Below are 26,868 nucleotides of genomic sequence, written 5' to 3'. Positions count from 1 at the left end.
CCGTCAGAACATGTCCGGGCACCAAGGGCGGCGCCTCGCGCGGAACACCGCGTCCGCCTGTGCCGCCGCGCCCGGGGCGGCCTCCTCGATCCGGCCGAGAGCCACCAGCCGCAGCACCGATTCGTCCCCGAGATACAGCGTCCCCAAATCCCCGATCCCCAGCGACAGATCCGCCGCCTCCGTCGTCGGCACGCACCACGCCCCCTCCGGCGTGGCGTCCAGCCGGAAGCGGCCGCCCGCCAGCCCCGACTCGTCGTGCACGTCGATCACCAGGGAGCCCGAAGCCGCGTACGCACGCGACTGGAGCGCCCGTACGACATCCAGCAGCCGTACCCACAGAAAGTCCGCGTGCGACACGATCCGCGCCGCGCGCGGGTCCGGGAGGAGGAGGGGCAGCAGGTCGTCCGGGGCGCGCCCGCCGGACCGGACCGTCGTGATCCAGTCGATCGAGCAGAGGTACTCCCACAGCGCGCGCTCCGCGGCGGGCGACACGGCGATCAGGCTCTGGACCTTCGCCGTGTTGGCCGGCTGGCTGCTCTCGCTCCAGCGGGATTCCGCCGTGTACGTGAGGAGCCCTTCGACCTCGCCCGCAGGTGAGCGGTACACCGCGTAGTACGGCTCCGTCCAGGGCTGCGACGGCAGCCGCACCGCTCCCGTGTTCACGCTCCACCAGTACGCATCCCGGTCGATCGCCCCGTGCTGCCGGGCACGGAAGCGCTCATGCAGCTCCGGGCCGAGCTTGCGTACGTCCTCGGTGTCGGCCAGGTCCACCCGGCCGCCGTCCGCCGGTCCCGACCACAGCGGGTCGAGGCCGCTGCGCGGGACGTCGATCTCCCACTCCGTGAGCCAGGCGGCAGGGCCGAAGCCGAACCGCCCGTAGATCCGGTGCTCGGCCGCGATCAGCGTCGAGACCGCGTCACCGCGCTCCTTCGCCTCCGCCAGATCCTCGGTGATCATCCGGGTGAGGATGCCGCGGCGGCGGTGCGTGGGTGTGACGGTGACGTGCGAGACGGCGTTCGCCGTCACGAAGGCGCCGCCGACGACCGTGAGCTGCTGGGCGAAAGAGCGGTACGTCCCCACGCACCGCTCGCTGTCGTAGGCGCCCCGCACCCGCGAGAGATCCATGTGCGCGAGGCGCTCGGACGCCTCGGTCTCCGCGACGGCCGGCGACATCAGAAAGCCGGTGAGCATGGCCCGCAGCCAGCCCGGGCCCTCGGCCTCGGTGACGGTACGCACGTCAACGCCCTCAAGGCTCATATGTCCACGCTAGACACTTCCGCGCCCGGCCGCCGTTCCTCGCCACGGCGGCCATGGCGGACATGGCGGCCATGGCGGTCACGGCAGCTCCGGGTCAGAACGCCGCGCGTATCCCCCCGACCGGCCGTCCGCCGCCAAACAGCGGCGCCTCGGCGAGGCGCGCCAGCACCGGATCGGCCACCCCCATCCGCTCCAGGCAGCGGGCCAGCACCGGGCCGAGCGCGCGCGTCGCACCGTCGTCGATCTTGAAGGCGAGGGCGCGGCCGTCCGGCAGCGCCACCGCCTGGACCGCCTCGGCGCCCATCTTCGAAAGCGCACCCGGCACCGCCCGCATCAGCCAGGTGTCGGGGCGGCGCGTGCCCGCGACGTACTCGGGGTGGGCCCTCATCGCGTCCGCGACCCGCCGCTCGGCCGAGCCCTCGGGGGCCAGCACGTAGGACCGGTACGCACGCGCCAGGCCCGTCAGGCTGATCGCCATCAGCGGTGCCCCGCAGCCGTCCGTGCCGACCGCGGCGACCTCCTCGCCCGCCGCGTCCTCCACCACGGAGTGCACGAGCCGCTGCAGCGGATGGGACGGGTCGAGGTACGTCCCCAGCGGCCAGCCGTTCAGTACGCACGCCGCCAGCATCGCCGTGTGCTTGCCCGAGCAGTTCATGGCGACCTTGTCGCGGGCCCGCCCGGTCGCGAGATACGTCTCCGCCTCGGCCGGGTCCAGCGGCAGATCGGGCGGAGTCTGCAGATCGTCGGGCGTGAGCCCGTGCTCGGCCAGCATCTTGCGGGCCAGATCGAGGTGGAAGGACTCGCCGGAGTGGCTCGCGGCGGCCAGCGCCAGACGCTCCCCTGCGAGATCGAGGCCGGCCCGCAGCACGGCCGCGGCCTGCATCGGCTTGTTCGACGAGCGCGGGAAGACCGGCGCCGCCGGATCGCCCAGCGCCAGCTCCACGCTGCCGTCCGCGGCCAGGACCACCAGCGAACCCCGGTGACGGCCCTCGACGAAGCCGGAACGTACGACTTCGGCGAGGACCGGCCGTATCCCGGCAGCGGGGGCGGCGAAGGAGGCGGAGGTGGTGGAGCTCATGGGGGCGGCGGGCCTTCCGGACGGGGAGACCCGCCGGGAGGGCCGCCCCCGGAAGACCGGAAGGGTCGCCTCAGGTGAGCAGGTCGTCCACTTGTGCTTCCCCCTCACGGTACCTGCGGGCGATCTCGGCACTGCAGTCGTCGGCGGTCCGCTGCAGCTGGGCGCGCTGCCGCGACACCTGCTGCTCGTACCGCGCGAGCCGCCCCATCGCCGCGTGCAGCTCCTCGTCCGTACGCGCGTCCAGGTCGGACAGTTCGACCTCGGCCAGCATCTCCGCGGCCAGCCGCCGGTACTCCTCGCCCCTCGGCGTGGACAACGTCACGTGGCGGGCCGAGCTGCCGCGCCGCGACGGCGGGTCCGCGAGGATCGCCGACAGCCGGTCGACGACCGCGGCGTCGGGCCCCAGCCGGCCCGCGCCCTCCGGCACGGCGGGCTGTGCCGGGCACACCGGCGGGTCCGTACGCCGGGCGAGCTCGGCCCGCAGGATGTCGATCCGGCCCTGCAGCAGCCGCCGGACATAGCTCAGGTCCGCCTCGTCGCGCTGCGAGTCGCGGCGCAGCGCGCGCAGCTCCGGCAGCCGCAGCGCGGCGAGCTCGTGGCTGCGCGGCTCGGGCACGGGTTCCTGCTCCGAGGTGCGCTGCTGGGGCGGACGCATGGCGCCCGTGCTGCTGCGAGTGGTCATAGGTGCGGGACCGGGCGACTGCCCGGAACCAGGTGTGCTCATGCGTGAATCAGTCCCCTCGACCGGTGCATGGGGTCTCCCCGGGCCCGGAGGGCCGAGGGGCTGCACCGCCTGCGTGCATCGTGCCATTACGGACGGTTCGGGCGCAGGCGCTCCGACCCGTTCAGCCCCGGATGGCCGCAGGACCGGTGCCGGATAGGTTGGTCCGTATGCGAGCAGTGGTACAGCGCGTCGACGGCGCGAAGGTCGTGGTGGCCGGCGAGACGGTGGGCGAGATCGTCGGGGAAGGCCTGTGTGTGCTGGTGGGAGTCACCCACGGTGACACCCCGGAGAAGGCGGCCCAGCTGGCGCGCAAGCTCTGGTCGGTGCGGATCCTGGAGGGTGAGAAGTCCTGCTCGGACGTGACCGCGCCCCTGCTGGTGATTTCGCAGTTCACTCTCTACGGGGACGCCCGCAAGGGCCGCCGCCCCACCTGGAACGCGGCGGCGCCCGGCGAGATCGCCGAACCACTCGTCGACGAGGTGGTGGCGCAGCTGCGGGCGCTGGGGGCGCACGTGGAGACGGGCCGGTTCGGGGCGAGCATGCGCGTCTCGCTCACGAACAACGGCCCGTTCACGGTGCTGATCGAGGTCTGAGTCCGTCGCGGTGGCTGCATCCGTCGTCGTGGCTGCGGCCAGGCGGGCCATGGCGGCTGCTGAGGGCCACGGCGGCCACGACGGCTACGGTTCGACGACCGTCTCCTGGGCCGCCGCCGTGCTCCCCGCCAGCAGCTCCGCGTCCACCGGCACGTTCCGCTTCACCAGCGCCAGCGCGATCGGCCCCAGCTCGTGGTGGCGGGCCGACGTCGTGATGAAGCCCAGCTGACGGCCGTCCTCCCCGTCCGCGGCCAGCCGGACCGGCGTGCCGTGGCCCGGCAGAAGCACCTCGCTGCCGTCCAGGTGCAGGAAGACCAGCCGGCGCGGCGGCTTCCCCAGGTTGTGGACGCGCGCCACCGTCTCCTGACCGCGGTAGCAGCCCTTCTGCAGATGCACGGCCGTGCCGATCAGCCCGACCTCGTGCGGGATCGTGCGGTGGTCGGTCTCGAAGCCGAGACGCGGGCGGTGCGCCTCGACGCGCAGGGCCTCGTGCGCCAGCACCCCGATCGCGGGGCCGTTGGCCGCGGCGTACGACTCCAGGTCCCGGCGCGGCAGGAACAGGTCGCGGCCCTGCGGGGTCTCCCGTACGACGACACCGTCCGGGACCTCGGCGATCGAACCGGCCGGCAGATACACGACGGCGAACTCGTCGGTCCGGTCGGCGACTTCCACCTGGTAGAAGAACTTCATCGACTCCAGGTACGCGATGAGCTCTTCCTGGGTGCCGGGCTCGACATGTGCCCAGACCGTCTCGCCGTCGTCCACGAGATAGAGGGCGTGCTCGATGTGGCCGTGCGCAGAGAGGACCAGCGCCTCGGTGGCCTGACCTGCAGGGAGGTCGCTGACGTGCTGGGTGAGCAGCAGATGCAGCCAGCTGAGCCGGTCGGGACCGGAGACGGTGACGACACCGCGGTGCGAGAGGTCGACGAGACCTGTGCCGTTCGCGAGCGCGCGCTGCTCGCGGAACAGATCGCCGTAGTGCGCGGCGACACCTTCGTCCCGGCCCTCGGCCGGGACGGCGCCGGGCAGGGACAGCAGAGGGCTGATCGTTGAATGTCGCTGCATGGCCCCAAGCCTACGACTGGTCTGAAGCGGCCTTGAGGGCGCACTTGCGGCAACGACCGAAGATCGCGAAGTGCTTCATGTCGGTCTCGAAACCGAATGTCTCGCGGAGCTTGGCCGTGAAGTCCGCGGCGACCGCGACGTCCGCCTCGATGACATCCGTGCAGTCCCGGCACACCAGGTGCAGATGGTGGTGACGGTCCGCGAGATGGTACGTCGGCGCCCCATGGCCCAGGTGGGCGTGCGAGACGAGACCGAGCTCCTCCAGGAGCTCCAGGGTCCGGTACACGGTGGAGATGTTGATCCCGGAGGCGGTCTTGCGCACCTCGACGAGGATGGCGTCCGGGGTCGCGTGCTCCAGGGTGTCGACGGCTTCGAGGACAAGCTGGCGCTGCGGGGTCAGCCGGTAACCGCGCTGCCGCAGGTCGCTCTTCCAGTCGGTGCTCACCACGCGACCAGTGTAGGCGCGCGCGGTGAGCCCGCTCCGGGACTGCCGGAAGGTCCTGCGCCCAGAGGCCTGCGCGCAGCGGGCGAGAGGGCCTACTTGAAGAAGGCGATGCCGTCGTCAGGCAGGTCGCCGAGGTCCTTCGCCCACGACTCGACCTCCTGCGGGGTGACGACCTTCTTCAGATGCGCCGACATGTACGGCCGCAGCGGTACCTCGGGGGTGGCCTTCTCGCCGACCCACAACAGGTCGCCCTTCACGTACCCGTAGAGCCGCTTGCCGCCGCTGTACGCCGGGGCTGCGGCGGTACGTGCGACCGCGTCCGTCACCAGGTCGATCTGCGGCTTCTGGTCGGCGAGGTCGCCGTACCAGATCTCCACGACGCCCTGGTCACGGACCATGACGACCTCGACCTTGCGGTCCTTGTCGATCCGCCAGTAGCCGGACTCGCTCTCCAGCGGCCTGACCTTCGTGCCCTCGGAGTCCAGCACCCAGGTGTGCGAGACGTACTCGATGAAGTCCCGGCCGTCGTGGCTGAACGTCACCGACTGGCCGAAGTTGCACTTCTCGGCACCGGGGAAGTCGGACACGCCCGCGCCCTCCCACGTGCCGAGGAGGAACGCGAGGGGGACGAGGCCGGGGTTCAGGTCGGACGGGATCTCGATCATGAGCAACTCTGTCGATCGGCGGGATACGGGGGATTCGGGGGGATTCTGAGGATCAGCGCTGGCCCTGGTACAGCTTCTTCACGGCCAGCCCGGTGAAGGCGAGCACGCCGACACAGACGAGAACCAGCAGAACCTCGAAGAAAACGATCACGGGTGCTCCCTCGGACGAGCGGTGAAGGCAGAAGGGCCGGACCCCAGCTTAGTGGGCTGGCGTCCGGCCCTCTCTGCGAGGTCGGTCCCGTGGACGGTCAGCCCAGAAGCTGGTTCTGCAGGACAACCGTCTGCTTGAACGGGACGGCGAGCGCTCCGCCCTTGCGGGTCTGGGTGACCAGCGCGAGTGTGTCGCCCGCCTGGACGTAGGCCCAGAGCGTCTGCTCGGGGCCGTACGGCTTCGGCTCCTCGTACGCGTAGATGGCCGTGTACGCGACGTTGATCTCGGACTCCAGGTCGCCGAGCACGTCCTGATCCTCGGTCCCGTCCAGGAACGCTCCGTCCGCCTCGCCCACCTCCAGGGACTCGTCCTTGAAGGCCTCCGCGTACGCGACGGAGTTGAACCGCAGCAGGTGGATGCTCGTCCGGGTGCCGTCCGGCATGGTCCAGCCGCGAGCGGTGATGTGGCGGAGGGCGGCGTCGGCCAGGTCCTGCTTCAGCTCGGTCCGGTGCTCCTTCCCGTACAGGGAGAGGTACTGGTCGACACCGACCCAGCCGCCGTTCAGCTTCGGGTCGACCGTGGCGCCCGCAGGAGCGGGCAGGAGCAGCTTGCGCAGGTCGGCGTGGTGGACCTCGCCCTCGTTGCCCTCGGTGAAGGGGCGCGGGGAGCCCTCGGGCAGGGCCGGGAGGCTGAGCTTCGGGTAGTCCCAGCGGCCGTCGCTCGCGGTGGCGAGACCGGGGACGTCGGTGCGCTCCATCGAGGTGATGCCGATCGCGGTCCCCGCACCCAGTCCTCCGCACACGAGCACGGCGGCGGTCCAGCGGGCGACGGCCCACAGGAGGGGGCCTCGGGAGCGCTTGGGCGCGTCAGGGGCCACCGGCTCCGCCGCCGGAGCGGGAACCACCTCGGACGCCACCCCCTCGACCACCGGAGCGGGAACCACCTCGGACGCCACTGCCTCGACCACCGGGACGGAAGCCGCCTCGGACTCCACCCCCTCGACCACCGGAACGGAAGCCACCTCGGACGCCACCCCCTCGACCACCGGAGCGGAAGCCACCTCGGACTCCACCCCCTCGACCACCGGAACGGAAGCCACCTCGGACTCCACCCCCTCGACCACCGGAGCGGAAGCCACCTCGGACGCCACCCCCTCGACCACCGGAGCGGAAGCCACCTCGGACGCCACCCCCTCGACCACCGGAGCGGGAACCACCTCGGACGCCACTGCCTCGACCACCGGGACGGAAGCCGCCTCGGACGCCACCCCCTCGACCACCGGAGCGGAAGCCTGGTTCGGAACCGTCGGCTCGAGCTGCACGGCCGGTGCCGCCTGCAGGGCCGGCTCGGTCTGCACGGCCGACTCGGTCTGCTCCGTCATACGTACTCCCCCGGGGACTTGATGTGGTCCAGCTGCTTCTTCACCAGCGCGGCGACGGCGGACTTGTCGAACGGCTTGGCGCCCGCGGCAGTGACCGCGACGAGGTTCTCGGAGTCGTACGCCACGCAGATCATCCCGTCCAGCTGCTCGGCCTTCTCCTTCTTGCTCCCCTCCTTGCCCTGCGGCATCAGGTAGCAGGCGGAGTTCTTGTGGTCCTTGATCTTCGGTCCCTTGGGGAACCCGAGAAGTTCGGCGAGACCGGTCCGGAGCTTGTACATGTCGCGGATCCGGCTCTTGTTCTTCATCCGCGTGATGTGCACGTCCACGACGAGGTCCGCGTCCTGCGAGGCGAAGGAACGCACGGCGATCCCCTGCACACCGAGGCGCTCGACCTGCTTCTCGTATGCGCGGCGCTTCTTTCCGGCGAGACCCTTGCCCTCGCTCTTCAGCAGGGCGACGGCGTCCTTCTCGGCGAGCTCCCCGTCGTTCCCGTACCCCTCGATGTCGGGGCCGAGCTCGAAGCCGGACGGAACCGGCAACAGCAACTTGCTCAGCGGTGTCGAGGCCTTGCCCCGGGTGGCGGAGAGCTCCGCCGGGTCCTTGGCCTCCGTTTTCGGGTCCAGGTTCTCCCAGACGATCGTCGGCGCGGTGCGGTCCGCGGCGGCGACCGTGACGGAGGTGTACGTGACACCGCCACCGATCACGGCCAGGACCAGTACGACGGGCAGTACGACGGTGAGCAGCTTGCGCTTCGCCCCCACCTTCTTCGGCACGTCCCCGTCCACGGGAACGGTGGCGGCGAACACGTCATTCGCGTCGGTCACGGTGCTCCGGTCCTCGCTCACAGGCGCCCCAGCTGCCGCTCGGCCACCGAACTGATGTCCTTCTTGGAGATCTTCTTGGTGTCGTACATGAAGATCTCGACCATCACGTCGCCGCGCTGGAAGTACGCCCGGGCCTCATAGAGGTCCAGGTAGCCGGGCTCTCGCTCCACCGGGTAGAGGTAGTAGCGACCGTTGGTGGAACCCTTGATCGGGTCGCCCTCGTTGCCGGCGTGTTCGTCCTCGGGCATGTAATCCATCTGGCCGATCGCATGCTCGTGGGCGCCGCGCACGTCACTGGGGCGGAACTGCACCAGCCGGATCTCCGTGGTCCTGTACGCGCCCGTCTTCCACGACGTGGACGCGACGCGCCGGATCCCGTTCTCGAGCTGGTCCTCCAGCGCCCACATGGGGCTGTCGTAGAGGTCGGTGTACTTGGCCAGCGAGACCCATCCGTCGCCGTACGAGAAGCCCGAGTCCTTGGCACCGGCCGGCTTCGGCAGAAGCAGCTTGCGCAGATCCCCGTCGGTCTTGGCCTGCCGGTCCTCGGCGGCCGGCAGCGGCGCCGGGCGCTCGTCGTCCGCCGGCGGCTTCGCCGGGTAGGCCAGACCGGCCTGGCTCAGCGCGGGCAGCGGTGTGGGCTCGCGGTCGGCCTGTACGCCGTAGCCGACGGCCGTACCCCCGACGAGGCCGATGACGGCGGCGGCCGCGACGATCAGGGCGGTGCGGCCCCGGCGGCGGACAGGCCGGTTCACGGGCTCCGATTCCTGCGCCTGTGCCGGAACCGCTGTCGGCGCCGGCGGGACCGGGTCCTGGGCCGCCTGTGCCGGAACCGCTGTCGGCGCCGGGAGCTGAACCGGGTCCTGGGCCGCCTGTGCCGGGGGCGCTGTCGGCGCCGGGACCGGCTGCGGCACGGGGTCCGGCGCGGGCTGCGCCGCAGGCTCCTGGGCCTGTGTGTCCTGCGTTTCCAAAGGGTCCCCCCACGAGACCTGAGGCACGGATTCCGTATCCGCGCACACAGCTGACACGCAGGCGGCGGGTGGGGTTGTGGCGCGGCACATTACAGTTCGGCATATGGCGAAGAAGCTCGTGATCAAGGTGACCGCCGGGGCCGACGCTCCCGAACGCTGCTCGCAGGCCTTCACGGTCGCGGCCGTCGCCGTGGCCAGCGGCCTGGAAGTCTCCCTCTGGCTGACCGGTGAGTCCTCGTGGTTCGCGCTGCCCGGCCGGGCCGCCGAGTTCGAGCTGCCGCACGCGGCACCGCTGCCGGAGCTGATCGAGTCGATCCAGGCGGCAGGCCGCATCACGCTCTGCACCCAGTGTGCGGCGCGCCGCGAGATCACGGAGAAGGACGTCATCGAGGGCGTACGGATCGCGGGCGCGCAGGTCTTCGTGAGCGAGGCGACGGCGGACGGCGTCCAGGCGCTCGTGTACTAGTTCGTGTACTGGTTCGTGTACCGGTCGCACCGCTCCCGGTGCCGAACTAGTCCCAGTGCTCGTCCCGGCGCTCGTCGGGGCGCCGCTTCCTGCCGTCCAGCTCGGCCCACCACGCGTCGGACTGCGGGTCCCCGGACGGGTCGTCCCACCACCGGTCCTCGGGCCCGCGCCGGTTGGCGACCATCGCCGCGACCGGCGGGATGACCATGGCGACGACGCACATCGCCACGGCGGCCGGGACCGACCAGAGGCGCACGAAAGCCCAGGCGGACACGAAGAGGACGAGGCATCCGCCCATCATCCAGAAGTAGACCTTGCGCCTACGGGCGAGCACACCTCAAGGGTAGGTCCCCGAGCAGACTCTCTCCCGTTGAGCCCACGGTGGCGAGCACCCGGGGGCACGCCGACCTCGCGGGTGCCCCCTGCGTCCGACGTCAGGCCTCGCAGCCGCAGGAGCGGCGGACGATCAGGGCCGAGGGGAACTGCTTCACGCGCTCCCGCCGGGAGCCGACCACCCGCAGCCCGTCGTCCAGCACCAGATCCACCGCCGCACGCGCCATCGCCGGACGGTCGGAGGCAATCGTCGTCAGCGGAGGATCGGTCAGCGCCGCCTCCTTGACGTCGTCGAAGCCGGCCACCGCCAGCTCGCCCGGGACGTCGATCCGCAGCTCGCGCGCCGCGCGCAGCACACCGATCGCCTGGTCGTCCGTCGCGCAGAAGATCGCCGGCGGCCGGTCGGGACCGGAGAGGATCTTCAGGGCGACGAGATAGGCGTCGTAGCGGTTGTAGGGGGCCTGGAAGAGCCGGCCCTCCGTCGACCGCCCGGACTCCAGCATCGCCCGGCGCCAGCCCTCGACGTGGTCGGCCACCGGGTCGCCCACGGCCGGCGTGTTCTCGACGCCGCCGAGACAGGCCACGTACGGATGCCCGTGCTCCAGCAGATGCCGCGTCGCCAGCTGCGCGCCGCCGATGTCGTCGGTGACGACCGCGACGTCGTCTATGGCCTCGGGCCGCTCGTGCAGCAGCACGACCCGCGCGTCCCACGCCTCGATCTCCGCCGCCGCACGCTCGCTCGGGCCCTGGCTGACCAGGATCAGCCCGGCGACGCGCATGCCGAGGAAGGCCCGCAGATAGTGGACCTCGCGCTCGTCCCGGTAGTCCGAGTTGCCGACGAGGACCATCTTTCCGCGGTCGGCCGCGGCCCGTTCCACCGCATGGGCCATCTCCGCGAAGAACGGCTGCCGGGCGTCCGGCACGATCATGCCTATGAGGTCCGTGCGCCGCGAGGCCATCGCCTGCGCGACCCGGTCCGGCCGGTAGCCGAGCTCCTTGATGGCAGCGAGGACACGCTCGCGCGTGGCCGGGGCGACCGGCCGGGGTCCGTTGTTGATGACGTAACTGACGACGGCGGTGGAAGTACCCGCCAGTCGCGCCACGTCGTCCCGCGTCACCTTGGCCACGCGCGGCAGTCTACGCGGGGTGACCTACCTCTGGGCAGGGCGTACGGCTGCTTCGCGCTGTTCGGCCGTTTCCTCCGGGCGGGCGACGCCCGCATCCTCCGGCCGGGCGACCGCCGCCTGCGCCTTCGCCTTGGCCTCCTCGGCGGCGCGCTCGACCTTCTCGGGGGTGACGAAGCGGTAGCCCACGTTGCGTACGGTCCCGATCAGCGACTCGTGCTCGGGCCCGAGCTTGGCGCGCAGCCGCCGTACGTGGACGTCGACCGTTCGCGTACCCCCGAAGTAGTCGTAGCCCCAGACCTCCTGCAGGAGCTGCGCCCGGGTGAAGACCCGGCCGGGGTGCTGCGCCAGGTACTTGAGCAGCTCGAACTCCTTGAAGGTCAGGTCCAGGACCCGGCCCTTCAGTTTCGCGCTGTACGTCGCCTCGTCGACCGACAGATCGCCGTTGCGGATCTCCATCGGGGAGTCGTCGGCGGTGATCTGCTGGCGGCCCATGGCCAGCCGGAGACGGGCCTCCACCTCCGCGGGGCCCGCGGTGTCCAGCAGCACGTCGTCGATGCCCCAGTCCGCGGTGACGGCCGCGAGACCGCCCTCCGTCACGACAAGGATCAGCGGACAGCCGGGCCCGGTGGAGCGGAGCAGTTGGCAGAGGCTGCGCACCTGTGGAAGGTCGCGCCGGCCGTCGACCAGGATCACATCGGCACCGGGGGTGTCGACGAGGGCCGGGCCCTCGGCGGGGGCGACCCGCACGTTGTGGAGCAGAAGGCCGAGGGCGGGAAGCACCTCCGTCGACGGCTGGAGGGCGTTCGTGAGGAGCAACAGAGAGCTCATCGCGCCCCACCTGCCCGGTGCACCGTCTCTGTGCGGGTCGTCGTCTCTCGGTCGTGCACGGTTCGCTCGCCCATAACGTCGGTTCCTCCTCGTCCCTGCGAGAGGGGGCCCCTCCCACGCCGGCAGGCTGTGGGGGAGTTTGCGGCACTGCTTCTTGCTCCGGCCGCGGCCCCCGCGCCCTGGGGTTCCGCGATCGTTTCGTTCACCTGCCTGTAACAACGGACTGGAAACACAAAAGGACCCGGGGGCTGCGTCGCCCGGATCCTCTGCCCAGCAGAATAGCCCACATGAGTGCGGTGGCGGAGGGTCGGTTTCACAGTGTGGATGTTTCGTCGATCTCCGGCGGACCGAAACGGGCAACCCTGAGTACATCGGACGGGGTCCGGATCGAGGCCCTCTACGAGCCGTGCACGGCCGGGGCCTGCGACACGGCGATCGTCGTGGCGCACGGGTTCACGGGGTCGGTGGACCGGCCCGCGGTGCGGCGTGCCGCGGGGGTATTCGCGGAGCGCGCCGCGGTCGTCAGCTTCTCCTTCCGAGGCCACGGCCGTTCGGGCGGGCGCTCCACGGTCGGCGACCGCGAGGTGCTGGATCTGGCCGCGGCGGTCGCCTGGGCGCGGTCGCTCGGCCATCGCCGGGTGGTGACGGCCGGCTTCTCGATGGGCGGATCGGTGGTCCTGCGGCATGCGGCGCTGTACGGGGCGGCTTCCGGGGCGCACGAGGGGCTCACGGGAGCACCTGCCGCACATGATGTGGCGGACGTGCGGGACGCGCATGCGGACGCGGTGGCGGCGGTGAGCGCTCCGGCCCGCTGGTACTACCGCGGCACTGCCCCGATGCGGCGGCTGCACTGGGTGGTCACCCGGCCCCTCGGCCGGCTCGTCGGGCGGTACGGCTTCGGGACCCGGATCCACCACGAGGACTGGGACCCTGTCCCGCTCTCGCCGGTCGAGGCGGTCCCGCTGATCGCCCCGACCCCGCTGCTGGTCGTCCACGGCGACCGCGATCCGTACTTTCCGCTGGACCATCCGCGCATGCTGGCCGACGCCGGGCCGTGCGAGCTCTGGCTGGAGCCGGGCATGGGCCATGCCGAGAACGCGGCGGACGACGTACTGCTGGGGCGCCTCGCGGACTGGCTCGTCCGCGCATAGACCATCATGGTCAGTCGACGAGCCGAAGAGACGAGCCGCTGAGAGGAGTGCCGCCATGGCAGCGGGGACCATCCGCTACTGGGCCGCGGCCAAGGCCGCCGCCGGGGTGGCCGAGGAGCCGTACGCCGCGGAGAACCTGGCCGAGGCGCTGGACGCCGCCCGCGAGAGGCACCCGGGCGAGCTCGTCCGGGTACTCCGGCGGTGTTCGTTCCTCGTCGACGGTGACCCCGTCGGGAAGCGTGGACATGAGACCGTACGGCTTGCCGAGGGCGGCACGGTCGAGGTGCTCCCGCCGTTCGCAGGAGGGTGAACCGCACAGCATGAGCAACGATCAGCAGTATCCGTACGACTCCCAGGGCTCGCAGGGCCCGCAGGGCCCGCACGGCTCGCACGGGGGGTCGTACGGGTCGTACGACCACGATCACCACGATCCGTACGGGCAGAGCTACCAGCAGGACCCCAACGTCACCCAGACGTGGGAGGGCCAGACCTGGGACACCCAGTACCAGCCCACGGTCCACTCGGCGCCGCACGCGCAGTCCTCGCAGCCCGTCCCGTCGGCGCAGCACGCGACGTACCGGCATCAGGAGGGCGCGCCGCTCGGCCCGGGATCCCATCCGCTGCCTCCCGAGGCCCCGGCGGCGCCCGTCGCGCACGAGCCCACGGCGGCGGTCGCGGAGGCAGTCGCCCCGGTCGCCGGGGAGCCCGCCTACGGCGCTCCCACCACCGGGGGCAACACCCGGATCACCGATGCCCAGCGCGCCCGCGCCGAAGGGCGCTCGCCGATCATCCCGCCCGGCATCCAGCCCGCAGGGCTCACCGCCGTGCTCGGACTGCTGCTCGCGGCGGCCGGCGCCACCGGTTCGCCGTACGTGCTGCTCGTCCCACTGGTCCTGCTGCAGGCCGTGACCGCCGCCGGCTGGTTCCGGCTGAACGGCATGTGGCCCGCCCGCCAGGGCATCGCGCTCGCCTTCGCCGGCGGCATCGCCGCGGACGCCGCCCTGCTCATCGTGGGCCGGGAGCACGCGCCGGCCGCGATCATCGGCACCCTCGGTGTCTGGATCCTGCTCACTCTGGTGCTGCAGCTGCGCAGCCACGCGAGCGCCGACGAGCGGATGTACGGCCTCATGGCCACCGTCGCCTCCGCCGCGCTGACGATCGTGGCGGCCGGGTATCTCGCCCCCGAGTCGGACGCCCTGGTCGTCGGCGGGGTCGCGGTCGCCGCGGCCACCGTCGCCCGCGCGCTGCCTCTGCCGGGCGCCGCATCGGTCGTCGTGGCGCTGCTGGCCGCGACGGGAGCCGGTATCGCGGCCGGGGGAGCCGTCGGAGCGGGCTCGGGCGGGGCGCTGCTCGGCCTCGGGGCCGGAGTGGGCGCGCTCGTCGGACTGCGGGTGGCCGGCTACGACTACCCGTCCCGCTTCGTCCACATGACCGCGGGCGTCGCGCTGCCGCTCACGGCCGCCGCCCCCATCGTGTACCTGCTGGGCCGGGCACTGGTCTGAACCTCCCGGGAACCAATGCCGGGTGCCGGACGTCGATCATTCGGGCTGGTCCGACCGCGGGCGGCCAGGACAGGGGTGGGGGAAACACCGAGTCATGCGCGCACTGCGAATACTGCTGATCACCGCCGTGATCCTGGGCGGGCTCTTCGCCATCGCCGATCGGCTTGCGGTCAACTTCGCCGAGAGCGAGGTCGCGGCCAAGGTCCGGAGCAGCCAGGGCCTGAGCACCGAGCCCGAGGTGTCGATCAACGGCTTCCCGTTCCTGACCCAGATCGCGAGCTCCGAGCTGGACGACGTCCAGGTGCGCCTCGGCGGTGTGCAGGCCAGCGCGGGCGGCCACTCGGTCGAGGTGACCGAGGTCGCGGCCGAGCTGAGCGGAGTGCGCCTCGACGGGTTCTCCTCCGCCGTCGCGGACCGCGCCATGGGCTCCGCCCGCATCTCCTACGCGGATCTCGGCAAGTCGGCGCCCGAGGGCGCGAGCGTCTCCTACGCGGGGGCCGAGCGGGCGGCCAAGGGCCAGGTCAAGGTCACGGGCCCGGCCGTCGAGCTGCTGGAGGGCGCGGGCTTCACCATTCCGGCCTTCGCCGAGTCCGTGCTCGAGGGCCGGACGCTCACGACGTACAGCACGGTCTCGACAACCGGCGGCGACACGGTCAGGCTGCGCGCCGAGGAGCTCCCGAAGCTGCCGGTCCCCGGCATGGACAAGACGCTGCGCGACGCCGTCGACTACGACCTGAAGATCGACGGGCTGCCGAGCACGATCAAGCTCGACAAGGTCACCGCGGACGAGGGCGGGCTGCGCTTCTCGGGCGTGGGCACGAACGTGTCGCTGGCGGGCTGAGCACCGGTCCGAACGTCGCGTCCGAACGTCCGGCCTCAACACGGGCCTGATGCCACCCTGGATGTGTCAGTGTCAGTCGGGATATCGGCCCGGGTTCCGGACAGGGTCCGGCCCGGATATCGGCCGGCGCGGTCCGGCGGTCGGATCGTGAGACGACGTCGTCCGATCCTCAGACGCAGGGCGGCCGCACAGGCCCGCCGGAGCGGGCCGGGGCAGCCGCGACCCTCTTGACGTTTCGCCATGCGGACGATCGCGTCTCACCATACGACACGCCGGTGACATGGCCGCCGCCACGTCCCTACGATCGGACGCATGAAGCGACAGGCGGATCTCACGAAGCGGCGGGCAGTAGACCTGTGCCGCGTCGCCGCCATGCTCTGTCGCCCCGTCTGAGCGGGAGCTCCGCTTCCGTATCCCCGGGCCCTTTGCGCCGCCTCCCGGCCGGGGTCCCCGCGTGTGCCGTCCGCCGTCGAGGCGTACCCGCACCCACCCTTGCGCATGATCGCCCGCGCACCACCCGCCGCACACTGCCCCGGAGGAGAAACAGCATGAGCCGCAGCGACGTCCTGGTCGACGCCGACTGGGTCGAGGCCCACCTGGACGACCCGAAGGTCGTCATCGTCGAGGTCGACGAGGACACCTCGGCATACGACAAGAACCACATCAGGAACGCCGTCCGGATCGACTGGAAGAAGGACCTCCAGGACCCGGTCCGCCGTGACTTCGTCGACCAGGCCGGCTTCGAGAAGCTGCTGTCGGAGAAGGGCATCGCCAACGACGTCACCGTCGTCCTCTACGGCGGCAACAACAACTGGTTCGCTTCCTACGCCTACTGGTACTTCAAGCTCTACGGCCACCAGGACGTGAAGCTCCTCGACGGCGGCCGCAAGAAGTGGGAGCTCGACTCCCGCGACCTGGTCGACGGCGCCGACGTCCCGCAGCGCCCGGCCACCGAGTACAAGGCCAAGGCCCAGGACACCTCGATCCGCGCCTTCCGCGACGACGCCGTCGCCGCGATCGGCAACCAGAACCTGGTCGACGTGCGCTCGCCCGACGAGTTCAGCGGCAAGCTGCTCGCCCCGGCCCACCTGCCGCAGGAGCAGTCGCAGCGCCCGGGCCACATCCCGACCGCGCGCAACATCCCGTGGTCCAAGAACGCCAACGACGACGGCACCTTCAAGTCGGACGACGAGCTGAAGGCGCTCTACGCCGAGGAGCAGGTCGACCTGGCGAAGGACACGATCGCCTACTGCCGCATCGGTGAGCGCTCCGCGCTGACGTGGTTCGTCCTGCACGAGCTGCTCGGCATCGAGAACGTCAAGAACTACGACGGCTCCTGGACCGAGTACGGCTCCCTCGTCGGCGTGCCGATCGAGCTCGGCGCGAACAAGTAGGCCCCAGGCATTCAGCCTCCCCGACCGTAAGGACAGAAAAGCATGTGTGGAGCGAAGGCCGGCGGCCCCGACGCCTCGACGATCAAGCCCGGTGAGACCACCATCCAGGGCCAGGTGACCCGCGACGGCGAGCCCGTCACCGGTTACGTGCGTCTGCTGGACTCGACCGGCGAGTTCACCGCCGAGGTCCCGACCTCGGCGACCGGACAGTTCCGCTTCTACGCGGCCGAGGGCACCTGGACCCTCCGGGCCCTCGTCCCGGGCGCCACGGCGGACCGTACGGTCGTCGCCCAGACCGGTGGCCTCTCCGAGGTGGCCATCGCCGTCTGACGGCAGGTACTGCACGGCACGTGGAGCACGGCACGTACAGCACTGAATACCGGCCGAAGGGCCGCATCCCCGGGGGTTGGACGCCACTGGATCGGGGTGCGGCCCTTCGTGCCGTTCGCAGGCGGATTTCCCGAGGCCCTGCGGGGGCCTTTATATCGGGCATACGCGGTTCTGTCGGGCTTCTCAGTCCGTCCTCAGGGCGTTCTCATGAACGCGCCCGAGAGTCGTGACCATGACGGACCACTACCGCGGCAGCGGCGACGAGAGCACGCACACGCAGCAGCAGTACCCGTACCCGTACGCGGGGTTCGGGGCGGGGAACGGGGGCACGGACGGGCCCGGCTACCCGCCGCCGCCCGCGTACGCTCCCGCCCCGCGGCCGGACCGGCGCCGGGCCAAGCGGTCCGTCGGACTGCTCGCGGCCGTCGCCATCGTCGCCGCCGCCGTCGGCGGCGGGGCGGCCACGCTGGTCGAGCGGTTCGCCGGGGAGGGCGGCGGCAGCACCGCCACCGGCGTGAACGGGACCACGGTCTCCCAGAGCAGCAAGGGCACCGTCGCCGGTGTCGCCCAGGCCGTGTCCCCGAGCATCGTGGAGATCAAGGCGGCCACGAGCGCCGGTGAGTCCACCGGCTCCGGCGTGATCATCACCGCGGACGGCGAGGTCGTCACCAACAACCACGTCGTCTCCGGAGCCGACACGGTCCGCGTCACGCTCAGCGACGGAAAGACGTACACCGCGGACGTCGTCGGCACCGACCCCGACAAGGACCTCGCCCTGATCAAGCTGCAGGGCGCCAAGGGGCTGAAGGCCGCCGCCCTCGGCGCCTCCGACAGCGTCAAGGTCGGCGACGAGGTCGTCGCGATCGGCTCCCCCGAAGGCCTCACCGGCACCGTGACCAGCGGCATCGTCTCCGCGCTCGACCGGGACGTGACCGTCGCCAAGGACGAGGGCCAGGACCGGCAGTCGCAGCAGGACCCCCGTGAGGGCTGGCCCTTCGAGTTCGGCGGGCAGCAGTTCAACGGGGACACCGGCGACTCCAAGACGACGTACAAGGCGATCCAGACCGACGCATCGCTCAACCCCGGCAACTCAGGCGGCGCCCTGATCAACATGAACGGCGAGATCATCGGCATCAACTCGGCCATGTACTCGCCGAGCTCCGCGAACGGCTCCACCGCCGGCAGCGTCGGTCTCGGCTTCGCCATCCCGGTCGACACGGTCAAGGCGGACCTGGAGAGCCTGCGCTCGGGCGGCGACAACTGAGTGCGTGCGAGGCTGGCCCCATGACGACACCCCCTGCTGACGGCGAGCGCATCCTCATCGTCGACGACGAACCCGCGGTCCGCGAGGCGCTGCAGCGCAGCCTCGCGTTCGAGGGGTACGCCACCGAGGTCGCCGTCGACGGCATGGACGCCCTCGCCAAGCTGGAGTCGTACGGCCCCGACCTCGTCGTCCTCGACGTCCAGATGCCGCGCATGGACGGGCTCACCGCGGCCCGCCGCATCCGGTCGTCCGGATCGACCCTGCCGATCCTGATGCTCACCGCCCGCGACACCGTCGGCGACCGCGTCACCGGCCTCGACGCCGGGGCCGACGACTATCTGGTCAAGCCGTTCGAGCTGGACGAACTGCTCGCCAGGATCCGGGCGCTGCTGCGCCGCAGCTCGTACGCGGTGACGGCAGGCGGCGCGGACCGGGAGGGGCCCGGCGACGTGCTCTCGTTCGCCGATCTGCGGATGGACCTGGCGACGCGCGAGGTCACACGGGGCACACGCCGCGTGGAACTGACCCGTACCGAGTACACCCTGCTCGAACTGTTCCTGGCGCATCCGCGGCAGGTGCTGACCCGGGAGCAGATCCTGAAGTCCGTCTGGGGCTTCGACTTCGAGCCGAGCTCCAATTCCCTGGACGTGTACGTCATGTATCTGCGCCGCAAGACGGAGGCCGGCGGCGAGCCGCGCCTGGTCCACACGGTGCGCGGGGTCGGCTATGCGCTGCGGGAGGGGTCGCCGGAGTGATCCGCAGATTCCAGGCGCTTCCCCTGCGCTCCAGGCTCGCGCTCCTCACCGCCACCGCGGTCGCCGTGGCGGTCGCGGCGGTCGCCGTGACGTGCTGGCTGCTGGCCCGCGCCCAGCTGCACCAGGAGCTCGACACCTCGCTGCGCAACACCAGTGCTCCGATGAGCACGGCGGTCGCCGCCGCGCGGGCATGTGGCTCACCCGGGGGCGAGGACACCACGCAGGGCCCCAGCTTCGCCTATGTCCAGGTCGTCGACGTCAACGGTGGTCGCTGTGTGGCACTGGGCTCCGAGCCGGTGCGGGTGAAGGCCGAGGACATCCAGGTCGCGCGGGGTGTCATTCGCGGCTCTCTGCACAGCAGCACCACCGACGCCGGTGCAGAGGTGCGGGTGCACACCGAACGGATGCCAGTGCCGGGCATCGGCGAGGTGGCCGTCACGGTCGCCCGCCCCCTGCAGGAGATCAACGCCGCACTGGGCCGTCTCGCCCTGCTGCTCACGGCCCTCGCGGGCGTCGGTGCCGTCGGCGCCGGTGCCGCCGGCCTGTGGGTCGCCAGGACCGGGCTGAAGCCCGTCGACCGCCTCACGGACGCGGTCGAGCACGTGGCCCGTACCGAGGATCTGACCGTGCGCATCCCCGTCGAGGGCGGCGACGAGATCGCCCGGCTGTCGCGCTCCTTCAACCAGATGACCGCCGCCCTCGCGTCCTCCCGCGACCGGCAGGCCCAGCTGATCGCCGACGCCGGTCATGAGCTGCGGACTCCGCTGACGTCGCTGCGGACGAACATCGAGCTGCTGGCCCGCAGCGAGCAGACGGGCCGGGCGCTGCCGCCCGACGACCGGGCCGCGCTGCTGGCGTCCGTGAAGGCGCAGATGACCGAGCTGGCCGCGCTCATCGGCGATCTGCAGGAGCTGTCCCGGTCGGACAGCGCGACACCCGGTCCCGTCCAGGTCGTCGCGCTGCACGACATCGCGCGGACGGCGCTGGACCGGGCCAGGCTGCGCGGTCCCGAGCTGACGATCACCGCCGAGCTGCGGCCCTGGTACATACGGGCCGAGCCGGCGCACCTCGAGCGGGCCCTGGTCAATGTGCTGGACAACGCGGTCAAGTTCTCGCCGCCGGGCGGGACGGTCGAGGTGTCGCTGGACCGGGGCGTGCTGACCGTACGCGATCACGGCCCGGGCGTGCCGCCCGAGGAACTCCCGTATGTCTTCGAGCGGTTCTGGCGCTCCCCGTCAGCCCGCGCGCTGCCCGGCTCGGGCCTGGGTCTGTCGATCGTGGCCAGGACCGTGCAGCAGGCGGGCGGCCGGGTCGAGCTGCGGCCGGCGGAGGGCGGCGGCACGGTCGCGGTGATCAGCCTGCCGGGGGCTCCGACGCCTCCGCCGCCGTCAGTTGTGGCGGATGAGCGAGTCGACCAGGCCTGAGCGGGTGCCGGGGTAGTCCATCGGCACGATGCCGAGCCCCTTCCAGCCGCTCGCGGTGCCGTCCAGGAAGCCGTGGACGCGCGGGTTGAGGTTGTCGGAGTTCCAGCGCGGCGGCAGATACGCGGACGTGCTGACGAAGTTGATGAAGAGCTTGCCCGGCTGCTCGACGGCCTTGCGGAAGTGCCCCTCGATCTTGGGGTACTTGGCGTTCGGCGCCGCGTTCCAGTCGTCCTGGATGTCGAAGACACCGCCGTCCCACCACTTGACGCCGGGCAGTCCGCCGTTGTCGGCGATGAGGACGACCTTGCCGCGGGCCTGGCCGAGGGAGGGGAGGGCGTCACCGATGAGGAACAGCGGGCGCCAGCCGCGGTTGTCGAGGTAGTCGTCGAAGACGGCGCGGAAGGTGGCGTCGCTGTCCGAGGAGTACTCCTGCTTGACCCGCATGAGGACGGTCTCGGAGGGGTGGGCGTTCAGGAAGTCGCGGCAGGCGATCAGCACGTCGCCGAACATCATGTTCTGGTAGGCGGCGCCGTGGTGGATGGCGAACGAGCCGCCGGTGACCCGGCAGCGGATGTCGAGGAAGCGGATTCCGGAGTCGAGCTGCTGCGCGACGGTGGTGTTCTGGCACTCGGCCCACAGTCCGCCGAAGCGGGCGCCGGAGTCATGGGTGCCGGGGATGGTGAGGGTCCGCAGCGCTCTGCCGCCGTCGATGCCGCTCATCCAGTCCTGGGTGCCCAGGACGCGCTGCGGGGCAGCACCGGCGGGTGCTGCCCCGATGAGGGCGGTGGCGGACGCGAGAGCCGCGCCCGTGAGGAAACCACGTCTGGTCAGGGACATGTGTGCCGTCTCCTTCGTCGGCCTCCGCGATGTGGGGGGTCGCGGTCGGCACCCGGATGATGGCAGACATGCGCATGACACAGAATGAGTTCCGCGGAAACGTCTGAGGGGCGGCGGGCCAACGGCCCGCCGCCCCTCATCCGTACTGTGCCTTACTTGACGACCGTGATCCGGTCCGTCGCCGGCGCCGCCAGCGGCGCGGCCGCGCTCGAGTGGGAGGCGAAGTAGGCGGTGAGGACGTCCAGGTCGGACGCGCCCACCAGCTTGTTCCGGTGCTCCTTCAGGACCGCGAAGCCGTCCCCGCCACCCGCCAGGAACTCGTTCATCGCGACCCGGTAGGTCTTCGCCGGGTCGATCGCCTCACCGTTCAGCTTCACCGAGTCGACGACGATCCGGTCGGCTCCGGTCTTCGTCAGATCCAGGGTGTACGTGAAGCCCTTCGACACCTGGAGGATCTTCGGAGCGGCCAGGTTCGCGCCGCTGACCTGCTGCTGCAGCGTGGTGACGAGCTGGGCACCGGTCAGGTCGACCGCCGTCATCATGTTGGTGAACGGCTGCACGGTGAAGGCCTCGCCGTACGTCACGACGCCGTCGCCCTCGCTGCCGGTGGCCTTGTGGACGAGGCCCGCGCGGATGCCGCCCGGGTTCATGAGGGCGATCTGCGCACCGCCCTTGTCGGCCGGGGCGAGGCCCTCGAGCTGCGCGTCCGCGATCAGGTTGCCGAGCGGCTTCTCGGGCGCGTCGAAGGGGTTCTCGATGTCGGCGGCGATGAAGCCGACAGGCCGGTTCGCGATCGGCGCGGCGAGCACGTTCCAGCGGTCGATGAGGCGCGTCATGTCCGCGGCCTTCGGCACGTCACGGGTGACGACGTGGTTGGCGGAGGCCACCGACGTCCGGACGATGTCGCGCGTCCAGCGGTCGTACGTGAGCGTGGTGTCCGTGTAGAGCTTGCCGAAGGAGGCCGCCGACGTGACCGTGCGCGGCTTGCCCGACGGGTCCGCGATCGTGCACGCGTACGCCTGGTGGGTGTGGCCGGTGACCAGGGCGTCGACCTGCGGGCTGACGTTCTTGGCGATGTCGACGATCGGCCCCGAGATGCCGTTGCCGGGGCCGGGGCTGTCGCAGTTGTAGTTGTACGAGGCCGAGGCCGGGGCCCCGCCCTCGTGGATCAGGGCGACGATGGACTTGACGCCCTTGCGCTCCAGGATCTTGGTGTACTTGTTGATCGACTCGACCTCGTCGCCGAACTTCAGGCCCTTGATGCCCTCGGCGGAGACGATGTTCGGCGTGCCCTCCAGGGTGACGCCGATGAAACCGATCCTCACCCCGTCCTTCTCCCAGATGAAGTACGGGTCGAGCAGCGGCTTGCCGGTCTTCTCGTTCGTCACGTTGGAGGTGAGGAACGGGAAGTCCGCGCCCCTGAACTCCTTGCCCTCCTCGAAGCAGCCGTCCTTCTCGTGGCAGCCGCCGTTCTGGATCCGGGCGAGTTCCTTGGCGCCCTCGTCGAACTCGTGGTTGCCGACGGAGGAGACGTCGAGCTTCAGCTTGTTCAGCGCCTCGATCGTCGGCTCGTCGTGGAAGAGCCCGGACAGCAGCGGCGAGGCGCCGATCATGTCGCCGGCCGCGGCGGTGATCGAGTACTTGTTGCCCTCGCGGGCCTGACGCAGGTGCGTGGCGAGGTACTCGGCGCCACCCGCGTCGATGGTCTTGGTGGTGCCGTCCTCGTTGGTGTGGGTGACGCGCCCGGCCGAGCCGGCGGGCGGCTGGAGGTTGCCGTGCAGGTCGTTGAAGGACAGCAGCTGGACGTCCACGGTGCGGCCGTGCCCGTGCCCCGGTCCGTCGCCGCGGTCGTGGGCTCCGGCGGGCATCGCGGCGACCAGCGCGCCGACGGTGGTCAGTCCGGCGACGGCCGCGAGGATGCGGCGGCGCTTCTGGTGCGGTGTCGCTGACATCTGTCCCCTTGTCAGTTTCAGCGTGATGGTGTTCGTACTCTTTGGTGCTCAGCCGGGCAGCCTAGAGTCAACGCGCGTAGCGCGACAGGGGGTAACGGGTTACGACCTGGTTTCCGATCGGGTGCGGCGCGGCGCCGTACCCTCGACGTATGACTGACGCAGCCCCCGCCCTCGAGCCCGGCCGGCAGATCCAGACACTCGACGAACTCTCCCCCGAGCAGGCGGAGGACGTCCTCCGCCTGCTCTCCGTCGCCGCCGGCGCCGACGGGATGCAGGCCGTCTCCGAGCAGGGGCGGCTCCAGCTGCGCCACGGCCGGCGCGAAGGCGTGCGGCACTTCCTGCTCACCGTCGGCGGCGAACTCCGCGGCTACGCCCAACTGGAGGACACCGACCCGGTGGAGGCCCCGGCGGCCGAGCTCGTCGTCCACCCCGGTCACCGGGGCCGCGGCCACGGCCGGGCCCTCGGCAACACCCTGCTGGCCACATCCGGGAAGCGCCTTCGCGTCTGGGCGCACGGCGGCAAGTCCGCGGCCCGCCATCTCTCCCAGGTCCTCGGGCTCACCCTCTTCCGCGAACTGCGCCAGCTGCGCCGCTCGTTGAGCCCTCTCGACATCCCGGACCCGGCCCTTCCCGAGGGCGTCACGATCCGTACGTTCGTCCCCGGCCAGGACGACGCAGCCTGGCTCGCGGTCAACGCGGCCGCCTTCGCCCACCACCCCGAGCAGGGCTCGATCACCCAGCGCGACCTCGACGACCGCAAGGAAGAGCCCTGGTTCGAGCCGAAGGGCTTCTTCCTCGCCGAGCGCGGGGGCGAAATCGTCGGCTTCCACTGGACGAAGGTCCACGCGGAGGAGCAGCTCGGCGAGGTGTACGTGATCGGCATCCGTCCCGACGCCCAGGGGACCGGCCTCGGCAAGGCCCTGACGTCCGTCGGCCTCCGCCATCTCGCCGCGCAGGGCGTGCCGACGGCGATGCTGTACGTCGACGCGGACAACCCGGCGGCCCTGCGGGTGTACGAGCAGCTCGGTTTCCTGACCCATGAGGTGGACCTGATGTACCGCACGGAGACCTGAGCCGGACGAAGAGGGGCGGTTGACACCGCCCCTCTTTTGCATCACCCTTTCACTACTTGATTAGTGAAAGGGTGATGGTGGTGATCGAATACCGGATCGACCGGCGCAGCGGCATCGCCACCTACGTGCAGATCGTGCAGCAGACGAAACAGGCCCTGCGGCTGGGTCTGCTGGAGCCCGGCGACCGGCTGCCGACTGCACGCGAGGTGGTCGAGGCCACGGCCATCAACCCGAACACCGTGCTCAAGGCCTACCGCGAGCTGGAGCGCGAGGGCCTCGTCGAGGCCCGGCGCGGCCTCGGCACGTTCGTACGGAAGTCACTGGGGGCCGCCCCCTCCGACTCCCCCCTGCGCGGCGAGCTCGCCGACTGGGCGGGCCGGGCCCGTGCGGCGGGCCTGGAGCGGGACGACGTGGCCGCACTCTTCGGCGCCGTACTCGACGAACACTTCGCGGAAGACCGGCAGCGACACCACAAGGGGGACGACGCATGACCGACACGGCTCTCGAGGCCACCGGCCTCGGCAGGAAATTCGGCGGGAGATCCGGCGGGCGACTCCGCCACACCTGGGCTCTTCGGGACTGCTCCTTCCGGCTGCCCGCCGGCCGGATCTGCGCCCTCGTCGGCCCCAACGGGGCAGGAAAATCCACTCTGCTGGCGCTCGCCGCCGGTCTGCTGCGCCCCACCGAAGGAAGCCTCCGCGTCCTCGGCACCCAGCCCGGGGCCGCGCGCGCAAACCTGGCGTACGTCGGCCAGGACAAGCCGCTCCTCCCCCAGCTCACGGTCGCGGAGACCCTGCGCATGGGGCGCGAACTCAACCGGGGCCGCTGGGACGACACCGTCGCCGATCAGGTCGTACGGGACGGAGAGCTGGATCCGGCCGCCCGCGTCCGCGGACTCTCCGGCGGCCAGCGCACCCGCGTCGCCCTCGCGCTCGCCCTCGGCAAGCGGCCCGAACTGCTGCTGCTCGACGAGCCGATGGCCGACCTCGACCCGCTCGCCCGCCGCCGGCTCATGGGCACCCTGCTCGCCGACGCCGCCGAGCGCGGCACGACGGCCGTGATGTCCTCGCACATCCTCACCGAGCTGGAGGGCGCCTGCGACCATCTGCTGCTCGTCGACCGCGGGCGCGTCCGCCTCGGCGGCGCCATCGACGAGGTCGTCGCCGCGCACACCCTGGTGACCGGACCGGCCACCGCCGGCCTCGATCCGCACACCGTCGTCGAATCGCGCACGACGGGACGTCAACTCACCGCACTGGTGCGCCCCGAAGGCCCGCTCCCCGCCGACTGGCAGACCATGGAACCCTCCCTGGAGGAAGTCGTGCTGGCCCATCTGCGCTCCCCCGACGCACCCGCCCTGCTGAACCCGCCCGCCGAGGAGGTCGTGGCATGAGCGCCCTGACACCGAGAGGGATGCCCTGGGTCGTCGTACGCCGGTACCGGCGCGTGCTGTGGGCGGCGATCGGGCTGACGGCCGCGTTGGCGGTAGTCGTCGCCGTGACGCGGACCTGGTACGTCACCGAGTACGAGACGGTGCTCAGGCCGACGGAGTGGCACGACCGGCTGCTGTGGGCCCTGGACAGGACCACCACGGTGATCATGTTCCTGCCGCTGCTCGTGGCGGCTTTCGTGGCGGGGCCGCTCGTCGCCCGCGACCTGGAGTCGGGCACCTACCGGCTGCTGTGGACCCAGTCGGTGTCACCCGCCCGATGGCTCGCCGCGAAGCTGGCGGTCCCGGCGGTCGTCGCGACGGTCTGCGCGATCGTGCTGGTCGGCGTACACCGCTGGGGCCTGGCACCCGTGCGGCAGAGCGAGTACCTGGAGCTCTGGCACCACCCGACGTACATCGCCCTCGGCCCCGCCGGTGTGGCGTACGCGCTGCTCGCCGTCGCCGTCGGGGCCCTCGCCGGGCTGCTGGTGCGCCGCACGGTCGTCGCCATGAGCATCGCCGGGCTCGCGACCGGCGCGCTGCTGCTCACCGTCGCCCAGCTGCGTGAGCACCTGTGGCCCACGGTCATGACGACCGGCCCCGACCGGGCGGAGAGCGCCACCGACTGGTCGCTGGAATCGGGCATGCTGACCGCATCGGGCGAGCGGCTGTACGCGAAGGACTGCTACCCCCTCCTGCCCGGTCAGGGCAGCGCCGATCGGTGCCTGACCCAGAAAGGCGGGGTCACGGACTTCGCGGTCCACCACCCGGCCTCGCACTTCTGGCCGATCCAGCTCGTCGAGACGGGTATCGTCCTCGCCCTGGCCGTGCTCGTCGCGGCCGTGGCCTTCCGGGTGCTGCGCCGGCGTCACGCGTGAGCCTTCGGGGCGCCCTCGCGTCGCGCACGCGGGGGCGCGGGGGCGCCGGGGCGCGCGCGAGTGTCGCAGGCGCCGCCCCGCGCAGTCCACGCGCCCCACGCTGCGGCGCCCTGCTTGCCCAGGCGTCATGTTC

Annotated in this window: 30 protein-coding genes; 16 read left to right on the top strand and 14 right to left on the bottom strand. The window is 71.4% G+C overall.

Annotation, left to right across the window (positions count from 1 at the left end):
* Positions 1-3 precede the first annotated feature (3 nt).
* The 3 genes from ACWCP0_RS06835 to ACWCP0_RS06825 form a co-directional block, all read right to left on the bottom strand.
* Positions 4-1,257: a GNAT family N-acetyltransferase gene (locus ACWCP0_RS06835; protein ID WP_451077805.1), complete on the bottom strand. Its 1,254-nt coding sequence runs from the start codon at positions 1,255-1,257 to the stop codon at positions 4-6.
* Positions 1,258-1,351: 94 nt separating this feature from the next.
* Entirely contained in the window at positions 1,352-2,335 is a 984-nt protein-coding gene (locus ACWCP0_RS06830; RefSeq protein WP_451077804.1) for an asparaginase, read from the bottom strand.
* 70 nt (positions 2,336-2,405) lie between these two features.
* Positions 2,406-3,059 carry an RsiG family protein gene (locus ACWCP0_RS06825; RefSeq protein WP_451077803.1) on the bottom strand — a complete coding sequence of 218 codons (654 nt, stop codon included), beginning with the start codon at positions 3,057-3,059 and terminating at the stop codon, positions 2,406-2,408.
* Between the two features lie 167 nt (positions 3,060-3,226).
* Between ACWCP0_RS06825 and dtd the strand changes: the two genes are divergently transcribed.
* Complete coding sequence (dtd, locus tag ACWCP0_RS06820) at positions 3,227-3,652, top strand: D-aminoacyl-tRNA deacylase (RefSeq protein WP_451077802.1); 426 nt, start codon at positions 3,227-3,229, stop codon at positions 3,650-3,652.
* A gap of 84 nt (positions 3,653-3,736) precedes the next feature.
* Here dtd and ygfZ read toward each other — a convergent pair whose 3' ends face one another.
* The 6 genes from ygfZ to ACWCP0_RS06790 all read right to left on the bottom strand — a co-directional run bounded on the left by ygfZ (position 3,737) and on the right by ACWCP0_RS06790 (position 8,935).
* Positions 3,737-4,717 carry a CAF17-like 4Fe-4S cluster assembly/insertion protein YgfZ gene (ygfZ, locus tag ACWCP0_RS06815; RefSeq protein ID WP_451077801.1) on the bottom strand — a complete coding sequence of 327 codons (981 nt, stop codon included), beginning with the start codon at positions 4,715-4,717 and terminating at the stop codon, positions 3,737-3,739.
* 10 nt (positions 4,718-4,727) lie between these two features.
* Positions 4,728-5,165: a Fur family transcriptional regulator gene (locus ACWCP0_RS06810; protein ID WP_451077800.1), complete on the bottom strand. Its 438-nt coding sequence runs from the start codon at positions 5,163-5,165 to the stop codon at positions 4,728-4,730.
* A gap of 89 nt (positions 5,166-5,254) precedes the next feature.
* Positions 5,255-5,827 carry an FABP family protein gene (locus tag ACWCP0_RS06805; RefSeq protein WP_451077799.1) on the bottom strand — a complete coding sequence of 191 codons (573 nt, stop codon included), beginning with the start codon at positions 5,825-5,827 and terminating at the stop codon, positions 5,255-5,257.
* A gap of 248 nt (positions 5,828-6,075) precedes the next feature.
* Positions 6,076-6,906: a hypothetical protein gene (locus tag ACWCP0_RS06800; protein WP_451078041.1), complete on the bottom strand. Its 831-nt coding sequence runs from the start codon at positions 6,904-6,906 to the stop codon at positions 6,076-6,078.
* A 449-nt stretch (positions 6,907-7,355) separates the two neighbouring features.
* Positions 7,356-8,183: a hypothetical protein gene (locus ACWCP0_RS06795; RefSeq protein ID WP_451077798.1), complete on the bottom strand. Its 828-nt coding sequence runs from the start codon at positions 8,181-8,183 to the stop codon at positions 7,356-7,358.
* Between the two features lie 17 nt (positions 8,184-8,200).
* Complete coding sequence (locus ACWCP0_RS06790) at positions 8,201-8,935, bottom strand: hypothetical protein (protein ID WP_451077797.1); 735 nt, start codon at positions 8,933-8,935, stop codon at positions 8,201-8,203.
* A gap of 319 nt (positions 8,936-9,254) precedes the next feature.
* Here ACWCP0_RS06790 and ACWCP0_RS06785 point away from each other — a divergent pair, with 319 nt between their 5' ends.
* Positions 9,255-9,617 (top strand): DsrE family protein, encoded by a 363-nt coding sequence (locus tag ACWCP0_RS06785; protein WP_351229889.1) that lies wholly within the window; start codon positions 9,255-9,257, stop codon positions 9,615-9,617.
* 46 nt (positions 9,618-9,663) lie between these two features.
* Here ACWCP0_RS06785 and ACWCP0_RS06780 read toward each other — a convergent pair whose 3' ends face one another.
* The 3 genes from ACWCP0_RS06780 to ACWCP0_RS06770 all read right to left on the bottom strand — a co-directional run bounded on the left by ACWCP0_RS06780 (position 9,664) and on the right by ACWCP0_RS06770 (position 11,905).
* Positions 9,664-9,951 carry a DUF3099 domain-containing protein gene (locus tag ACWCP0_RS06780; RefSeq protein WP_451077796.1) on the bottom strand — a complete coding sequence of 96 codons (288 nt, stop codon included), beginning with the start codon at positions 9,949-9,951 and terminating at the stop codon, positions 9,664-9,666.
* Between the two features lie 100 nt (positions 9,952-10,051).
* Positions 10,052-11,077 (bottom strand): LacI family DNA-binding transcriptional regulator, encoded by a 1,026-nt coding sequence (locus tag ACWCP0_RS06775; RefSeq protein ID WP_351229893.1) that lies wholly within the window; start codon positions 11,075-11,077, stop codon positions 10,052-10,054.
* Between the two features lie 24 nt (positions 11,078-11,101).
* Positions 11,102-11,905 carry a response regulator transcription factor gene (locus ACWCP0_RS06770; protein WP_451077795.1) on the bottom strand — a complete coding sequence of 268 codons (804 nt, stop codon included), beginning with the start codon at positions 11,903-11,905 and terminating at the stop codon, positions 11,102-11,104.
* A 287-nt stretch (positions 11,906-12,192) separates the two neighbouring features.
* Between ACWCP0_RS06770 and ACWCP0_RS06765 the strand changes: the two genes are divergently transcribed.
* From ACWCP0_RS06765 to ACWCP0_RS06720, 10 genes are all read left to right on the top strand, one after another.
* Positions 12,193-13,056, top strand: a complete 864-nt coding sequence (locus tag ACWCP0_RS06765) for an alpha/beta hydrolase (protein ID WP_451077794.1) — start codon at positions 12,193-12,195, stop codon at positions 13,054-13,056.
* A gap of 55 nt (positions 13,057-13,111) precedes the next feature.
* Entirely contained in the window at positions 13,112-13,366 is a 255-nt protein-coding gene (locus ACWCP0_RS06760) for a MoaD/ThiS family protein (RefSeq protein WP_351229899.1), read from the top strand.
* Positions 13,367-13,376: 10 nt separating this feature from the next.
* A complete protein-coding gene (locus ACWCP0_RS06755; RefSeq protein WP_451077793.1) occupies positions 13,377-14,558 on the top strand; it encodes a hypothetical protein in 1,182 nt (393 codons plus the stop codon).
* A gap of 94 nt (positions 14,559-14,652) precedes the next feature.
* Complete coding sequence (locus tag ACWCP0_RS06750) at positions 14,653-15,399, top strand: LmeA family phospholipid-binding protein (RefSeq protein WP_451077792.1); 747 nt, start codon at positions 14,653-14,655, stop codon at positions 15,397-15,399.
* 312 nt (positions 15,400-15,711) lie between these two features.
* Positions 15,712-15,792, top strand: a complete 81-nt coding sequence (locus ACWCP0_RS06745; protein WP_351229977.1) for an Ms5788A family Cys-rich leader peptide — start codon at positions 15,712-15,714, stop codon at positions 15,790-15,792.
* Between the two features lie 155 nt (positions 15,793-15,947).
* Positions 15,948-16,793, top strand: a complete 846-nt coding sequence (locus ACWCP0_RS06740; protein WP_451077791.1) for a sulfurtransferase — start codon at positions 15,948-15,950, stop codon at positions 16,791-16,793.
* A gap of 42 nt (positions 16,794-16,835) precedes the next feature.
* Entirely contained in the window at positions 16,836-17,123 is a 288-nt protein-coding gene (locus ACWCP0_RS06735) for a DUF1416 domain-containing protein (protein ID WP_351229907.1), read from the top strand.
* 232 nt (positions 17,124-17,355) lie between these two features.
* Positions 17,356-18,387 carry a S1C family serine protease gene (locus ACWCP0_RS06730; protein ID WP_451077790.1) on the top strand — a complete coding sequence of 344 codons (1,032 nt, stop codon included), beginning with the start codon at positions 17,356-17,358 and terminating at the stop codon, positions 18,385-18,387.
* A 20-nt stretch (positions 18,388-18,407) separates the two neighbouring features.
* Complete coding sequence (locus tag ACWCP0_RS06725) at positions 18,408-19,142, top strand: response regulator transcription factor (RefSeq protein ID WP_451077789.1); 735 nt, start codon at positions 18,408-18,410, stop codon at positions 19,140-19,142.
* Positions 19,139-20,566, top strand: a complete 1,428-nt coding sequence (locus ACWCP0_RS06720; protein ID WP_451077788.1) for a sensor histidine kinase — start codon at positions 19,139-19,141, stop codon at positions 20,564-20,566. Before ACWCP0_RS06725 ends, ACWCP0_RS06720 begins: the two co-directional genes overlap by 4 nt.
* Here ACWCP0_RS06720 and ACWCP0_RS06715 read toward each other — a convergent pair.
* Together ACWCP0_RS06715 and ACWCP0_RS06710 are read right to left on the bottom strand one after the other, a co-directional pair.
* The gene (locus ACWCP0_RS06715) at positions 20,531-21,403 is read right to left on the bottom strand and encodes a phosphatidylinositol-specific phospholipase C (RefSeq protein WP_451077787.1); all 873 of its coding nucleotides are present in this window, start codon (positions 21,401-21,403) and stop codon (positions 20,531-20,533) included. The genes ACWCP0_RS06720 and ACWCP0_RS06715 overlap by 36 nt on opposite strands.
* 152 nt (positions 21,404-21,555) lie before the next feature.
* On the bottom strand, positions 21,556-23,355 hold the full coding sequence (locus ACWCP0_RS06710; RefSeq protein WP_451077786.1) for a bifunctional metallophosphatase/5'-nucleotidase: 1,800 nt from the start codon (positions 23,353-23,355) through the stop codon (positions 21,556-21,558).
* Between the two features lie 149 nt (positions 23,356-23,504).
* On the opposite strand from ACWCP0_RS06710, the gene mshD reads away from it, so the two are divergent.
* The 4 genes from mshD to ACWCP0_RS06690 all read left to right on the top strand — a co-directional run bounded on the left by mshD (position 23,505) and on the right by ACWCP0_RS06690 (position 26,735).
* Complete coding sequence (gene mshD / locus ACWCP0_RS06705; RefSeq protein ID WP_451077785.1) at positions 23,505-24,428, top strand: mycothiol synthase; 924 nt, start codon at positions 23,505-23,507, stop codon at positions 24,426-24,428.
* Between the two features lie 80 nt (positions 24,429-24,508).
* Positions 24,509-24,919, top strand: a complete 411-nt coding sequence (locus tag ACWCP0_RS06700) for a GntR family transcriptional regulator (protein ID WP_451078040.1) — start codon at positions 24,509-24,511, stop codon at positions 24,917-24,919.
* Positions 24,916-25,821: an ABC transporter ATP-binding protein gene (locus tag ACWCP0_RS06695; RefSeq protein ID WP_451077784.1), complete on the top strand. Its 906-nt coding sequence runs from the start codon at positions 24,916-24,918 to the stop codon at positions 25,819-25,821. Before ACWCP0_RS06700 ends, ACWCP0_RS06695 begins: the two co-directional genes overlap by 4 nt.
* Positions 25,818-26,735, top strand: coding sequence for an ABC transporter permease (locus ACWCP0_RS06690; protein ID WP_451077783.1), 918 nt, complete (start codon positions 25,818-25,820; stop codon positions 26,733-26,735). Before ACWCP0_RS06695 ends, ACWCP0_RS06690 begins: the two co-directional genes overlap by 4 nt.
* Positions 26,736-26,868: the final 133 nt, after the last annotated feature.

It is taken from the genome of Streptomyces sp. NPDC001970, assembly GCF_053594115.1.
Note: the sequence above shows the minus strand (reverse complement) of the source record. Positions and strands in the feature narration are given on the sequence as shown.

What these genes read in the sequence shown, in the direction of transcription:
- dtd (WP_451077802.1), top strand. Translation starts at nt 3,227, where the DNA reads ATGCGAGCAGTGGTACAGCGCGTCGACGGCGCGAAGGTCGTGGTGGCC.
- ygfZ (WP_451077801.1), bottom strand. Translation starts at nt 4,717, where the DNA reads ATGCAGCGACATTCAACGATCAGCCCTCTGCTGTCCCTGCCCGGCGCC.
- mshD (WP_451077785.1), top strand. Translation starts at nt 23,505, where the DNA reads ATGACTGACGCAGCCCCCGCCCTCGAGCCCGGCCGGCAGATCCAGACA.
- ACWCP0_RS06805 (WP_451077799.1), bottom strand. Translation starts at nt 5,827, where the DNA reads ATGATCGAGATCCCGTCCGACCTGAACCCCGGCCTCGTCCCCCTCGCG.
- ACWCP0_RS06690 (WP_451077783.1), top strand. Translation starts at nt 25,818, where the DNA reads ATGAGCGCCCTGACACCGAGAGGGATGCCCTGGGTCGTCGTACGCCGG.
- ACWCP0_RS06735 (WP_351229907.1), top strand. Translation starts at nt 16,836, where the DNA reads ATGTGTGGAGCGAAGGCCGGCGGCCCCGACGCCTCGACGATCAAGCCC.
- ACWCP0_RS06715 (WP_451077787.1), bottom strand. Translation starts at nt 21,403, where the DNA reads ATGTCCCTGACCAGACGTGGTTTCCTCACGGGCGCGGCTCTCGCGTCC.
- ACWCP0_RS06750 (WP_451077792.1), top strand. Translation starts at nt 14,653, where the DNA reads ATGCGCGCACTGCGAATACTGCTGATCACCGCCGTGATCCTGGGCGGG.
- ACWCP0_RS06745 (WP_351229977.1), top strand. Translation starts at nt 15,712, where the DNA reads ATGAAGCGACAGGCGGATCTCACGAAGCGGCGGGCAGTAGACCTGTGC.
- ACWCP0_RS06835 (WP_451077805.1), bottom strand. Translation starts at nt 1,257, where the DNA reads ATGAGCCTTGAGGGCGTTGACGTGCGTACCGTCACCGAGGCCGAGGGC.
- ACWCP0_RS06755 (WP_451077793.1), top strand. Translation starts at nt 13,377, where the DNA reads ATGAGCAACGATCAGCAGTATCCGTACGACTCCCAGGGCTCGCAGGGC.
- ACWCP0_RS06760 (WP_351229899.1), top strand. Translation starts at nt 13,112, where the DNA reads ATGGCAGCGGGGACCATCCGCTACTGGGCCGCGGCCAAGGCCGCCGCC.
- ACWCP0_RS06830 (WP_451077804.1), bottom strand. Translation starts at nt 2,335, where the DNA reads ATGAGCTCCACCACCTCCGCCTCCTTCGCCGCCCCCGCTGCCGGGATA.
- ACWCP0_RS06695 (WP_451077784.1), top strand. Translation starts at nt 24,916, where the DNA reads ATGACCGACACGGCTCTCGAGGCCACCGGCCTCGGCAGGAAATTCGGC.
- ACWCP0_RS06740 (WP_451077791.1), top strand. Translation starts at nt 15,948, where the DNA reads ATGAGCCGCAGCGACGTCCTGGTCGACGCCGACTGGGTCGAGGCCCAC.
- ACWCP0_RS06725 (WP_451077789.1), top strand. Translation starts at nt 18,408, where the DNA reads ATGACGACACCCCCTGCTGACGGCGAGCGCATCCTCATCGTCGACGAC.
- ACWCP0_RS06825 (WP_451077803.1), bottom strand. Translation starts at nt 3,059, where the DNA reads ATGAGCACACCTGGTTCCGGGCAGTCGCCCGGTCCCGCACCTATGACC.
- ACWCP0_RS06765 (WP_451077794.1), top strand. Translation starts at nt 12,193, where the DNA reads ATGAGTGCGGTGGCGGAGGGTCGGTTTCACAGTGTGGATGTTTCGTCG.
- ACWCP0_RS06785 (WP_351229889.1), top strand. Translation starts at nt 9,255, where the DNA reads ATGGCGAAGAAGCTCGTGATCAAGGTGACCGCCGGGGCCGACGCTCCC.
- ACWCP0_RS06730 (WP_451077790.1), top strand. Translation starts at nt 17,356, where the DNA reads ATGACGGACCACTACCGCGGCAGCGGCGACGAGAGCACGCACACGCAG.
- ACWCP0_RS06770 (WP_451077795.1), bottom strand. Translation starts at nt 11,905, where the DNA reads ATGAGCTCTCTGTTGCTCCTCACGAACGCCCTCCAGCCGTCGACGGAG.
- ACWCP0_RS06710 (WP_451077786.1), bottom strand. Translation starts at nt 23,355, where the DNA reads ATGTCAGCGACACCGCACCAGAAGCGCCGCCGCATCCTCGCGGCCGTC.